This is a genomic window from Parashewanella spongiae (assembly GCF_004358345.1).
GTDB classification, from domain to species: domain Bacteria; phylum Pseudomonadota; class Gammaproteobacteria; order Enterobacterales; family Shewanellaceae; genus Parashewanella; species Parashewanella spongiae.
In genome coordinates this window covers 3295216-3309036 of record NZ_CP037952.1, presented here as the reverse complement: position 1 = coordinate 3309036, position 13821 = coordinate 3295216, and the positions used below count along the sequence as shown (strand labels likewise).

The following is a 13821-nucleotide window of genomic DNA, read 5'->3' as shown; positions in this document are numbered from 1 at the left end:
TTAAATTAAACCAACTTGTGGTTCGTCGTCAGCTGACGAATTTGGTGTTGTTGATACATTTACTTCATAAGAGGTAAATTTTCGAACATTAATAACTCCCGTATCGAATATCAAATACTGCCCTTTAATCCCTTTTAAAATACCTGTGACCTCAGGGGTTTTATCAAAATTGTGAGATTTAATTTTGGTCGGAAAATTTTCAATTGGAAAGTTAATGCTTTGAATATTATCGTTAAGGCGTTCGATTTTATAATCGCCATTTTCCATGCATAACTCATTGAGTCGAGTTTCTATTTGAGGGATAAGTTCGGCGGAGATTTGAGATAAATCTTTATCTTCAGAATTACCTTTTAACATGGCTTGCCAGTGGGTTTTATCATTAACTAATTTAGCTAATTCAACTTCAATTAAACCAGATAATTGTCGCGTTGAAACTTTGAATATTGGTAAGCCTTGGGTCGCACCTTGATCAATCCATCGAGTTGGGATTTGGTTATTGCGAGTAATCCCAACTTTTATTCCGGACGTATTTGACAAATAGACGTAATGAGGAACAAAGCAATGAGAATGTGCCCATTCTGGTTCTCGGCAAGTGCCTTGGTCGAAGTGGCAAATTTCTGGCTTCATGATGCATAAATCACAACTTGCAAGCTTTTGCATACAGACAAAACAATGCCCTTGAGAGTAGCTTTTTTTTGTTTTTTTACCGCAATTAGAGCAAAGTATTTTTCCAGTATGGGAAAGTGTTAATGTGTGCCCGATTAATGGGTTTAGGTCTAGGGTTTGCTCCCCAACCCTCATTTGGTAGTGAACGACGTTATTGTCATCAATCGTTGCTGCCATTTTACGCAAAGTTCCAAGCATGTTCGTAATTCTTCTTTTTGTTGGTTATACCAATTACAGTAATTAAATGCTCAGCTCAGAGCTATGTATGTGCTCAAAGTGCAATCGAAATTGATGAAGGCATAGTTGTTACCGACATACACTGCTGTCGTTATTACATTGCTACGTCAAGACAATTTTGATAAGTATTCTTTATTGAGCACATACAAGCTCCCGAAGGACAAGGCTAAAGGGTTCCATTACTGCGTTACAAGCACTTGAATTATCCCGACAAAAGCACTAAGTGCGTTGAACGCCAGCTTTGTATGGCGGCCGTAGGGAATATAGTACTTCGAGCTTGTGTCTTGTACTGAAACCCTTTAGCTCTTGCTGAGTGAGAGATTAATTACTGTAATTGGTATTATATCACTATTATACCTGACATTGAGCACATCTATTAAAAATCTAAAATGAATGGTTACTTATTTTTGCGTTGTAAAAATGTTCATATCGGTTAATTTTAAGTAAAACATAAATAAAAGTGATTTCTTATTCAACCTTAACCACATAGCTATTCCGTGTGCGCAATGTCAGTTATACATATTTATTAGTCGCTATTTTACTGCTTGAAAATTGTATACAGAAATGTAACATCAACTTTTTGTTTTATTGTGGAGACTAGTCTTGATCGCGAATTTGTTATTACTTCTCACTGCCGCGTTATGGGGTTTTGGTTTTATTGCTCAAGTCTTAGGGATGGAGCATTTAGAACCTTTTGCTTTTAATGGTTATCGTTTTATTGTGGGAGCGATCAGTTTATTGCCACTGTTATATTTTTATAAAAAGAAAAACAAACTCGTCATTGGTGACAAGCGATCTCTAATGACAGGGGCTGTTGCAATGGGAGTCATTCTCTTTATTGCAGCGACATTTCAGCAAGTTGGTCTTTTATACACTACTGCTGCAAATGCAGGATTCATTACAGGTCTATATATTGTAATCGTGCCAATTTTTGGGCTGGCACTGAAACACAGTACAGGTTTAAACACATGGCTTGGTTGTTTATTAGCGGTTGTTGGCTTGTATTTTCTTAGCGTTTCAGATGACTTATCCATTGGTTACGGGGATAGCTTGCAATTGGCCGGCGCGGTTTTTTGGGCTTGTCACATTCTAGTAATCGATCATTACTCTGTGAAACATTCACCATTAGTATTGGCGTTTATACAGTTTGTGATTTGTGGCATATTGAGCCTAATGACATCTTTTGTCATTGAAACCACAACGATGGCTAATGTTATCGCTGCTGGTGGTTCACTTCTCTATGGTGGAGTCGTTTCAGTGGGGATTGCGTATACAATACAAATCGTAGCCCAAAAGAAAGCTCACCCTTCCCATGCTGCAATAATCTTAAGTTTAGAAGCTGTTTTTGCTGCAATAGGCGGTATGTGGATATTAAATCAAATGCTGTCTGAAAGAGAAATGATGGGGTGCGGTTTTATGCTACTTGGCATGTTAATTTCTCAAGTACCATTGAAAATGTTTAAAAAGAAAATAACAGTCGTTTGATTTAACTTATTTTTTTGAGTGAAGTATCAACCTTTGGCTGACGAGTGGTGGGAGAATACTTTCACTACTTTTAGTCATTTGTTGGCTTCTGTTAGGTTGATTTTTCATACTTACAGCACTTCTTTTACTTAAAAATTCAGGCCTAACAGTTAAATGGCCGAAAGGTTTAAATCCACGGTTAGATGGGAACTTTTGAGGCTGAGGTAATACTTTAGCTAACGGCTTTGATTCGTATTTTTTTGTAGGTGGGACAGGCCTTGGTAATGTTTTTGACCCTTGTATTCGTTCTAGATGTTGGTTGGACGACTGGAAACAGAACGGATTAAATGAAACTTGTTTCCGTGGTAAGAGTTTAACTTTTTGATTATTCAATTTGCATTTCTCTGCAACTATATTTATATGTTGAGTTTGGGGAAAAGCTCTGCTGGTTAGTTGAATTTGAGCAGTACCTCTTTTAAACTTTGATGTTTGAGTAACTCTTTTTTTATCTTCAATTGGTTCAAGGCGGGGAGTCGCTTGAGAATATACATTCGGTTTAGTTTTTATTGGCATTAGGGAATGTGGAATAGGGAAGGTTTGCGCAGCATTTCTAGTATCTTGTTGTAAACTGGCTCCCGAACAGGTAACGGCTTCAGGGTGTATTGATCTAGACTGAGAGCTTATTGTTGTAGTTATTTCCTTAATTTCAGAGATTTGATCTGTTCCATTAGTCATTATAAGCACATGGGTAACTGTATCATTTTTTCTACTTTTTTCGGTCATGTGAAATTTGATGGGGTTCCACTTTCCTATTCTGTGGTTAAGTTGATTAATAGCCCCTAAGCATGTATGAAAATTGTCAGTCTTGACAATTTTTGAAATTAGTTTTGATTTTTTTTCTGAAACAGAGAAACCTAAAGTTTTAATTATTTCAGCGATAATACAATTTACAGTATATTCTTCGTCATCTAAGTTAGTTTGTTCAGAACTTGGAGTAGAGGGCATTGGATAACTTCCAAAATCGCTTTCATTTGTTTGTAATAACAAAACAGGTGAAACAGAGGGAGTAATCGCCATAGATAATCCTTGCCTATTGAGTGTTTGAAGGATTTTATTCTAAGAATTGCTTTGGTGGCAAATTATATATTTTTCATGAAGCATACAGGGTAATCGCACAAGTGAGTGAAATACAAACAATTCAATGCGGTAATTTCGTTATCCCCATAAAAGAGGGAATCTAGCGCCTAATATTCCAATAGCCAAAGTCACTGGGTTCCCGTTTTCACGGGAATGACGGCTTATAAAGTTTACGGTTTTTTCGCTTGAAAAACATTCATGCGTTTACCCTGATGAAGCATACTGGTGATTGGTTTTATACCAATTACAGTAACTAAATGCTCAACTCAGAGCTATATATGCGCACAAAGTACAAACGAAATTGGTGAAAACATAGTTATTACCGACATACAAAACTGTCGTTATTACATTGCTACGTTGAGATAATTTTGTGAAGTAATTTGAGTACATACAAGCTCCAGAAGGGCAAGGCTAAAGGTTTCCATTACTGCGTTGCACGTTCTTGAATTATCCCGATAGTACTTCGAACATGTGCCTTGTACTGAAAACCTTTATCTCTTGCTGAGTGAGAGATTAATTACTGTAATTGGTATTACTAAGCAGTACTGAATAAATAAAGAATTGATGTAACTATTCAGCCTGTTGAACAAAAATATCGGGAAGATGCCCAGTAAACAGTAGTTGTAGGGCAGTTGATGCGCTGATACTTTGTTTGCGACAGCTTGATATGTGACTGCGAACCACACAGAAAATTTCCGCTCCCTCTTCGCTTCGGAAGCAACCTGAAATTTTCTAGTACCCAAACACAGTGAAGATGATCGATTGAACTCACTTTAAAGTTGGTATTAATTCATCCAGAGCAAGCACGTAAATACTGCGTGGCGTTTTAGGTTTTTTTCTAATTAAGCCTTTATTTTCTAGCGCCTTTATCATTTGATTGACGGTCGGTGGGGGAACGTCAAAATATTCTTGAAAATCTGTGTGTGCAGGCGGGACTTTATTTACCTTTGTGTACATTTTTATGAACGTTAAATACTGACCTTGTTTCTCTGTAAATGGGGCTTTTTCTGGCTCAGGGATCGACATGTTTCTCATTTTGTGATCAATTATGGTAATTGTTAACTACCTCCATAATGCCATGAACATCAAATATTTAGTAGAGCTTTCAAACGAAGAAAAATCGTTCCTAGTCTACTTGATTGCAAAGGGGAAAACATCGGCTAGAAAATTGAAACGAGCCAACACCTTGCTCATGTCGAACAATAGAATGAGTCAAGATAAAGAAATATCTTTAGCGTTTAATGTTGGTACAGCAACCATTTATAGAACAAAGAAACAGTTTGTTGAGGAAGGTCTTGAAGCTGCTCTGAATGAAGGAGCCCGAAGCGGCATGCCTCGGTGCTTGGATGGTAACCAAGAAGCCTTGCTTATTGCCTTAGCCTGTAGCAAACCACCAGAAGGACTTTGTCGATGGACATTGAGTTTAATCACGGAAAAACTTATCGCATTAACTGAACTCGATGAAGTTTCGACAGAAACCGTGCGAAGACGCTTTAAAGAAAACGACTTAAAACCTTGGCAGAAAAAAATGTGGTGTGTTGGCAATATGAATGCAAATTACATCGCACAAATGGAACATGTTTTAGATGTTTATGCTCGCCCTAAAAACTCAGCTGAGCCAGTGGTTAATTTTGACGAAGCGATGAAGCAATTGGTTTCAGATGTTGCCCCTCCATCCCCAGTAAAATCAGGGCAATCACCCAGAATCGATTATGAATATAAGCGGGTTAGCGTGGCTAATATTTTCATGTTTTTTGACCGCCATCGAGGCTGGAGAAAGGCTAAGGCAACACAGAGTAAGACCGCAGTCGATTTCGCTCAGTGCATGAAAGAACTTGTCGATGAACACTATCCGGATGCACATAAAATTCATGTGGTAATGGATAATTACACGACACATACGGCAGGCTCGTTATACAAAGCATTTAAGCCAGAAGAGGCGCTAAGGATTTTGAACAAACTTGAATTTCATTTCACGCCTAAGCATGCCAGTTGGCTCAATATGGTTGAAAGAGAAATCGGTAATATGAATCAACAATGCTTAGATCGTCGCATAGAAAGCTGGGAAATGCTGCACAAAGAGCTTTCGGCTTGGGAGATGCGGAGAAACGATGAGCAGGCAAGTATAAACTGGATGTTTAATGTCGACGGTGCACGTGAGAAATTCACGAAAGCTTATGCAAATATCAATCAATCATAACTTTTGTGTCGAGGTACTAGGGAGCGCCACGAAGCGCTTTATTCTGTTGCGGGATTTGTCTCAACGTATACGCAGCCAAGCGATTACATGGCCATAAACCAGAGACAGCAACGTTATTATTTATAATAAGTCCATCAGGTTGAAACGTACCTGACGGGATAATTACCAGTTCATCCCGAAATCTGACGGGCATGCATAATGGGTAACCGCTATGACATGAAGCCCTGTGACAAAGGCCTTGAATAAAGGTTGAGATGCAATGTAGGCCGCAGCATCAAGCGAATTCAGTTAAGCGTCGTAAATCAAAAAATGAAGATGGGGAGTCTTTCCTAGTTGACGAACCCTGACACAAACAGAGAAGCAACTGGTAAATGCATCTGTTTGATCTTCCGGCGTAATATGAAGTGGCATGTATTGAAGGAAATAAAGTGAACGTGGGAGAGCCTGAGTGTTGGAAGGTAGTGACTTCCACTATCCGAATATAAGGTAAACCGAAATTTCAGATAGGGCGCTCAGGCAGTCGGATGAGCCCATAGTACCGTTAACCGTGAAGACAACATAACTTCACATCAGGGAAGGGGCTCAGTGTTACACCCGTTTTTTAACGTAACTTTTGAGGTGAAATTGCCATATGGCTAACACTCCAGTAAATATCAGAATATTACAGCGAAAACTTTACTTACGCTCAAAGCTTAACTCGGAGCTTCGATTTTACAGCTTGTACGATAAACTCAGTCGCCTAGATATACTCGAAGAAGCCTATCGACGATGCAAAGCCAATAAAGGCGGAGCAGGAATTGATGGCATCACATTCAGTTATCTAGAGCAGCAAAAGAAAGTCGTTGCGCTGTTAAAAGAAATTCAAACTCAATTACAACAGAAAAACTATCGACCTAGCCCAGTCAAACGAGTAGAAATACTCAAAGACAACGGCAAAACGCGGAAACTTGGGATCCCGATAATCAGTGACAGAATTGTGCAAATGGCGATGACAATAGTGATGCAACCCGTCTACGAACCTCATTTACATGAACACAGTTATGGCTACCGTCCATGTCGAAGCGCCCAGCAAGCGGTAAAAGTCATTGAAATGAGCCTAAAACAAGGCTATCAGCACGTACTCGATGCTGACTTGAGCGCCTATTTCGATACCATCCCGCACGCTAAGTTGATGGCAAAAGTAGAAAGGCGAATAAGCGACAGCAGCTTTCTGAGTTTACTGAAAAGCTTTATCAAAGCGCCCATCAGCATAGAGACGGTCAACGGGAAATGGCGAATAGAAGCAAGCCGATGTGGCACTCCGCAAGGCGGAGTTATCTCTCCACCACTGGCTAACATCTATCTCAACGATTTCTGTTTGAAAATACACGAAAAAACACCGTGTAAAATCGTTACCTATGCAGATGATTTTGTTGTACTTCATAAGCAAACCTACACACAAGAGCAACTGGACTGGATAACACAGCAATTAAGTGATGAAGGTCTGAAGCTAAATCAAAGTAAAACCCACTGTGTGGATATGGGAAAGCTGATGAATGAGTTTGATTTCCTCGGTTTTAACTTTCAACGGATCACAGGCCTCATCAAAGGCACCAGTTACATCAAGATACAGGCGTCTAAGAAGAGCCAAACAAAGCTGAAAAATAAAATCAGAGACATAGTGAAACACCGAACCTCAAATACACTTGGCGTACTGATAAATAAGGTTAATCAAGTTCTGAGGGGATGGAAACACTATTTTGCTGGGATAGGTTATCCCAGAGGTGTATTTTTCAGAATAAATGGATTTGTAGTAAACCGGTTCTATCGCTGGCATCGTCGCTTAAGTCAACGTCGAAGCAAGTATCTATCACGAGGTGCTTACGAAAAATTACGCCAAGCTGGTCTTGAGTATTTACCCACGACAAGATGATAAGCAAAGTGAAGGGGCTGAGAGAAGTGTAACAACAGAGCCGTGTGAGGGAAAACCTCATGCACGGAATCGAAGAGGGGCTGCTGGATAAGCGATAGCGAAGCCAGTAGCCTACTCTACATAAACGTTTATCGATTTTGATGGGTTCAATACTATCAGGATTTTTGACCTGTCTTAACGTCGTGCCGGTATGACCTTTTTGCCCGCCAGCCTTGTTATTATTACGAGGCTTTTTGTCTTTATTATTGTCAGGGTCGGTTGATGGTGGCTTACTACTGTTTTTACTGTTCAAACCTAAGCGATTGGCAAGTAAAACGATAACCATTAATAAGGCTTAATCGCCAGCTTTAATGCAGGCGTAACGGTTTTATCCGTTTCCAACTGTTGCTTTACGCTAGCGATGGTTGCTTCGATGTCGATGCCACTTACTTTCAAAATAAACCAGTAGATGAGTTAAGTTGAAGCTAGGATGGCATACTGAATAGATCGGTCAAATGATCGCTCCACTTAGTGATTCAAGTGTGGTCTTTTTGTACAATTCAAAGCGTCATGATGAATAGTTACGAATTGATTAAGTATTCCTGATTACCCATTAAGCTCAGCCAAATTTAGCTAAGCTTTGTAGGCAATCTGGTAAACATTTGTGTTACGACTTATTATATAATGAAACTTCAGTTCATTTGTTGGGATAACTCTGCCAATAGACCTTTTGTTTGGTTCCAGCTAATACAAGGATCGGTAATTGATTTTCCATAAATCAACTCTCCATTCATACTTTGATTGCCTTCTTTTAGAAAGCTTTCAAGCATAAGTCCCATGACATTCATGTTTCCATTACATCGTTGTGTGACGACATTTTTGGCTATTTCAATTTGTCTATGGTGTTGTTTTTGCGCATTATCGTGGCTGCAGTCAATCATTACTTTCGTATTCATTCCCGATTGTTCCAATGATTTTGATGATTCAGAAATACTTAAAGCATCAAAATTTGTGAGTGACACACCGGATGCGTTTTTTCCGCCACGTAAAACCAGATGAGTATGTGGATTACATGGGGTGTTTATCATCGCAATATGACCATCATCGTCTATACCTAGCGTGTGGTGGCTATGTTTAGATGAAATCATGGCATTAACTGCAGTATCAATTGAACCGTTGGTGTTATTTTTAATTCCGACCGGCATGTTGAGGTTGCTCACCATTTCACGATGTATTTGCGATTCCGAAGTGCGAGCTCCAATTGCTGTCCAACTTATTAAGTCATCTAGATAAGTTATTACCAGTGGGTTTAAAGCTTCTGTCGACAAAGGTAATCCAAGCTTTGCTAGTTTTATCATGAGTTGGCGAGAGCGGAGAACTCCTTGTTCAATATTGCCAATACCATCACGATCAGGATCGTAAGCAAAACCTTTCCAACCTATGTTTGTTCTTGGTTTTTCAACATAGGCACGCATTACAAGCAGCATTTTATCAGAAACGGTTTTACTAAAATCGGCTAAAAAGGTTCCGTATTCAATGGCTGCTTTTTCGTCGTGAATTGAGCAAGGACCAACAACAATTAGTAATCGGTCATCGTTACCGTTAAGAATATTTTTAATTTGATTGCGTTGAGTTTGAATTTGAAATTTAAGTTCAGAATCTAAATTAAACTGCTTTTTTAAATCGCTAGGGCTAAATATTCTGCGCGTGACAATATCGTTTGCGGCAGAACAACTAATTTCAGCTGGCTCATTTACTGGGCTGATAGCATTTTTCATTTTTATTTCTCTCTTATGTTTTGTTAAATGTTGGGGTTGAGTCAGCTCGCAGCAGGCCAATACGAAATTAGCCCACCGCAACTAAATCGCCCATTTGAGCGGCGTGAGAGTTGATAAAAAATACTTTTGCTGAGTGATTCCACTTACAGCTCCTTACTTGTTACAACAAATAATTGCCAATAAAAAACCCCGACTGGCTGACTGCCAATCGGGGTTCTGGAATCCCTGTGGCAGTCTGGCTTTCGCCGGGACTGCCATGATAGTTTAACTATCGGCGAACCGACTCCTGACTAAAATAGCCATAGTTAAACCACCAATAATACGCACTCGAACTCGCTACCAAGCTTTGTTGAGCAAAGTAGTTATTTATGTTGGTGAGGCGCGTAATTAATCTTTTCATGCAGACATAATAACTAGATGATTAGGATAATTGCAATAGATAATTTTGAAAAAAGAAAAACTATTTGCATTACAAACCAAAAGTCTGCTGTTGATTACCGAATTTGTAATTAATACCAATTACAGTAATTAAATGCTCAACTCAGAGCTATGTATGCGCACAAAGTGCAAACGAAATTGGTGAAAACATAGTTATCTACGTTGAGATAATTTTGTGGAGTATTCTTTATAAACCAAAGTGTGCGCATACAAGCTCCCGAAGGGCAAGGCTAAAAGTTTCCATTACTGCGTAGCACGTTCTTGAATTATCCCCGACAAAAGCACGAAGTGCGTTGAACGCCAGCTTTGTATGGCGGCCGTAGGGAATATAGTACTTCGAACATGCGCCTTGTACTGAAAACCTTTATCTCTTACAGAGTGAGAAATAAATTACTGTAATTGGTATAATATACACAGAGTTTAAATATGAGATTTAGGTTTTATGAGTAGATTTGAGTTTAAATGATTCTATATAACAAATGCAGAGCATTAAAATGTATATCCCAAATTAATTTTTATTTAGTTACTAATATTTTTCTTTACCTTATCAACTTGATAATTAATATGTTTTATTTGACTTTATGGTTGTGAAATATTGGAAGCTGTTACAAGTCATGATATGTCGGTCTGCAAGTTGTTTGACGAGCCAGAAAGTTCGCAATACCTTGTTACGGTATCAGTTAATAGTGATACTGAGTGGGATGAAAGGTATGTAGTGAAAATTGGCGCCATGGCAGCAAAAAAGATCTATTGTTGTCTGAAATGTTTTCACAGTAACTCGACTCTTTCAGCTTCAGATTCAGCTTCCATTGATTGTACTCATTTCAGTTTTTCATCGCTGGATGCAGAAAATCAACAGTTGCTTAATGATGTTCAACCATCAACTTCTGTTGTCAATAGTGTGAATGAAACGGCCAACTTTGATAAATCTGTTTGCGAATTAAATTTAACCTTATCCAAAAAGGTTGATATTTCAACTGTAGTGTTTAAATCCAGTATAATAAATAATCTCTTTCGTTTTCTTGCCTTAAAAAATATCAATAGCCCCAATTCTCCACAATATGGCGGTGAAATAGCAGAAATGCTTATGGCACAGATCTGTGTTGATAATGGAATAAAGTATCTTAAAGATATAGACATAGGTAATGCTGATTCATTGTGCGTGTATGTCGAGACACCAAAAAAACTCGAAGTTGCTGAATATGTTGCCTTCCAGTGTATAAAGTATGAGCAGAAAAAAAGTAATCAATTAACCAAATTATCGGCGTGCAAGCTGAAATCAGAGAATGAGAAATGCAAAACAAATATCTTATATTGTTTGAATGATAAGCCTTTTTTAAACATAAAATTCATCTGTCCTCAAAATTCTACTAACCGTTTAACTAAGGGAATTGGTTGCAGTTTTAAACCCAAGGGAAGTCCTGTGTCGGTTGCAATTTATTTCGTGTCAAATGTAAGTCGATTTATCTCACTATTGAGTAGTGGGTACCGTGAACCTTCACTATTACAAGATATACAGAAATTTATTGAATCAAATGGTAATAACCATCTTATCGATCCTTGGGAGTTCACCATGCTCATCAATCTTTTTCATGAGTCATGTTCCAGAGCTAAAGCCTTGCCTTTAAATAATGCATCTGACGTTATTCAACCTAAAGATGAGCATAGAGGGAGTAAAAGGGTTAGAAGCAGCGCTTGTTCATTTGAGAGTTTGGTTGAACACTTAATTACAAAACGGAATATTTTGTTAAGGTTTTCTAGTTTATCTAGAAATAACGCGACAGTAATCGAAATTCAAATGAAAGTACGAGAGGCTTTTTATACGTTAGATGGAATTTCATTAGGCGGAATGAAAAGTAAAAAATCACAACACATTTCGGCAGCAGCACGTGAATATCAAAAGAAGTCTTTAACACGAGGCGCTCTCACAAAACTTGAAGATAAAAAAATTGAAGAGTTATTTCAGGAGAAATTCGGTGGTTCTATAAAGGATGAAGAATTATGCAGGCATCAACAAGAAGTTATGCTTTTTGTAGAAGGTGTTTGTCCTGATGCAGCGGAAATGTGCGGAGAGTTATTTTTATTTGAAAAGCAAGGTTTTTTACGTAAAGGGGAAGCTGATCAAATTCCATATATGGGGAAGTTATGTTTTTCATACTCCTTGAGAAACTCAAGTAAAAGTCAACCACAATACGGTGAAAAGAGAGCAATAACTAAGGTAGGTCTTGATCGGTATGAAAACATAGCTAACTACAACTATTTAATCGCTGACACCATTTTACGAGAAGTGAATGGAGAAACAGGCTCAGATGAAACGAAAAGGTTACATGCGTGTGAGATTATTTCAACTTCAATATTGAAATATATGTATTACTCAATAGATTGTAAAAGTAGGCTTGAATGTTTCAGGACACTTTTACACTTAGTGTCAAGTTCGGTTCATATTTTATCTATCGAAAGTCAATCAGAGTTAACTCAAGCTAACACAGAGTCTTGGCGTCTTTTAGTTCATACTTACTTCACCATGTTATCAACATCAATTTTTAAGACTGAAAAACACAGCCCTGAACTCATTGAGAATATTATTATGGCTCTTGTTAATTGTCTTGAGAGAGGGCTTTATTCACAAGAATTTGAAATTTGTTGTTCAGTAGTAAGTTTGCTACCACACTTGAAAAAGTGCATTGATGTTGATGATAAAAATGAAGCGCAAGAAAATTTAATAAAACTAATTGTCTTGTTTTTAGGAACACTTCAAACGGCTATAAACCATGATTATTTAGGGAGTCCAGAGCATTATAACTCGGCAGTTATTTTATTAGAGTTAGTTGGCGATTTCTCTCAAGGCGGTATAAATGTAAATGAGGAGCAGCAAAAAACGATAGAAAACTCTACATTGACGGCTAAAAAAGTGGTTAAAGAGGCTACAAATAAAAAACAAAAAATTGAGAGTGAAATTAAGGCTCATGATAAGAAGCAAGAAGAAAGATTTGCATTGCTAGAAAAGCAGCGCGCTATGAGTGACGGTAAACTCACTGAACTTGAGAATTGCCACGAAGTGGAGCGTGAAACGGAGCCATGTTCATCTGAGCTAACTTCAGAACAATCGGGAGTGTCTCTACTAAGTGCAAGTGCATCAAGTAAGGAAAACGCTCTTAGCGCTTGGGAAGTTGAATTGAATAAGGCTATTTTATTATATAGAAAAGGCGATACTCAAAATGGAGAAAAGCACAGAAATAGTGCTCTCAAGCAAGCGACTACCGATCTAGAAAGAGCCCAGATTTGGACTGACGTAACCAGTGCAGGTATGTATTCATCAAGACAAATAATTCGAAGAGCTTGTTACTTAGGAAGGAAGTGTAATAAATTTAGTGATGAAATGATGAGGGTATTTGAGAAGGCCATTAAAGAAATTCCAGATCAAACTCAAAAGGCAATAGATATCCAAAGTTCCAAAGAGTGGTTAAAAGTTAATCCATTAGTTGAAACGGATGAGCTACTATTTTTTTCTAGTCAATTTAATAATTTTTCTGAGTTAAAAAGCGTTTCTTGTGTTATTTCAAAGTCAATAGCTGGGTATCAAAAGGCGCTGAAATATTTAACTGCTGACTTATCAAATCATCTTCCTTTAGGGAAGTTACTGCTAAAAACAATGGCATTTGACCTTAGTGAGCTGAATGAATTAGAAGGGCTAATTCGAGGGGCAAAAGGCAATTTACTAGCCGCCATGGATAATCGTTTAAAAGTGATTAAATGGTTAGGTTTATATAGGCCAACATCGATTAAGACCAATTTCCAAGTTCAAAGTGAGTTATCTAAAGAGAGAAAAAGACTATTTGAATCTACAGAGGACTTGTCAATCATATTACCTGTACAACAAGTGGTCAGTTTAAATCTCAATCAGCTTATAGGTGAAATCAATCAGGCCGAAAAAGAATATCGAGCAGATTAAAGTGTAATTGCTCTATTAAATATAGGGGTGGCAGTGGTTTATAGTTTTTTACATATTC

8 protein-coding genes and 2 pseudogenes are annotated in these 13821 nt (G+C 38.0%); 4 read left to right on the top strand and 6 right to left on the bottom strand.

Translation table 11 applies throughout. The annotated features are described in order from the left end of the window. Entirely contained in the window at window positions 1-864 is an 864-nt protein-coding gene (locus tag E2I05_RS12975; RefSeq protein ID WP_121854754.1) for a DUF2797 domain-containing protein, read from the bottom strand. A 642-nt stretch (window positions 865-1506) separates the two neighbouring features. Here E2I05_RS12975 and E2I05_RS12970 point away from each other — a divergent pair. After that, a complete protein-coding gene (locus tag E2I05_RS12970) occupies window positions 1507-2388 on the top strand; it encodes a DMT family transporter (protein ID WP_121854755.1) in 882 nt (293 codons plus the stop codon). A gap of 6 nt (window positions 2389-2394) precedes the next feature. Here the strand turns inward: E2I05_RS12970 and E2I05_RS12965 are convergent, their stop codons facing one another. From E2I05_RS12965 to E2I05_RS12960, 3 genes and pseudogenes are all read right to left on the bottom strand, one after another. Then, the gene (locus E2I05_RS12965; RefSeq protein ID WP_121854756.1) at window positions 2395-3444 is read right to left on the bottom strand and encodes a hypothetical protein; all 1050 of its coding nucleotides are present in this window, start codon (window positions 3442-3444) and stop codon (window positions 2395-2397) included. Between the two features lie 630 nt (window positions 3445-4074). Continuing rightward, window positions 4075-4236, bottom strand: a pseudogene (locus E2I05_RS22595) (IS66 family transposase); the annotation flags it as partial. A 36-nt stretch (window positions 4237-4272) separates the two neighbouring features. Continuing rightward, window positions 4273-4530, bottom strand: coding sequence for a LexA family protein (locus E2I05_RS12960; protein ID WP_121854757.1), 258 nt, complete (start codon window positions 4528-4530; stop codon window positions 4273-4275). 52 nt (window positions 4531-4582) lie between these two features. On the opposite strand from E2I05_RS12960, the gene E2I05_RS12955 reads away from it, so the two are divergent. Next, window positions 4583-5704, top strand: coding sequence for an IS630 family transposase (locus E2I05_RS12955; protein ID WP_133309688.1), 1122 nt, complete (start codon window positions 4583-4585; stop codon window positions 5702-5704). A 631-nt stretch (window positions 5705-6335) separates the two neighbouring features. Continuing rightward, the gene (gene ltrA / locus E2I05_RS12950; RefSeq protein ID WP_133309687.1) at window positions 6336-7616 is read left to right on the top strand and encodes a group II intron reverse transcriptase/maturase; all 1281 of its coding nucleotides are present in this window, start codon (window positions 6336-6338) and stop codon (window positions 7614-7616) included. A gap of 190 nt (window positions 7617-7806) precedes the next feature. On the opposite strand, the pseudogene E2I05_RS22590 reads toward ltrA, so the two are convergent. After that, window positions 7807-7941: pseudogene (locus E2I05_RS22590) on the bottom strand (DUF6444 domain-containing protein); the annotation flags it as partial. A gap of 346 nt (window positions 7942-8287) precedes the next feature. After that, entirely contained in the window at window positions 8288-9373 is a 1086-nt protein-coding gene (locus E2I05_RS12945; protein ID WP_121855001.1) for a 3-deoxy-7-phosphoheptulonate synthase, read from the bottom strand. Window positions 9374-10406: 1033 nt separating this feature from the next. On the opposite strand from E2I05_RS12945, the gene E2I05_RS12940 reads away from it, so the two are divergent. Next, window positions 10407-13763, top strand: a complete 3357-nt coding sequence (locus tag E2I05_RS12940) for a hypothetical protein (protein ID WP_121855002.1) — start codon at window positions 10407-10409, stop codon at window positions 13761-13763. Window positions 13764-13821 lie beyond the last annotated feature (58 nt).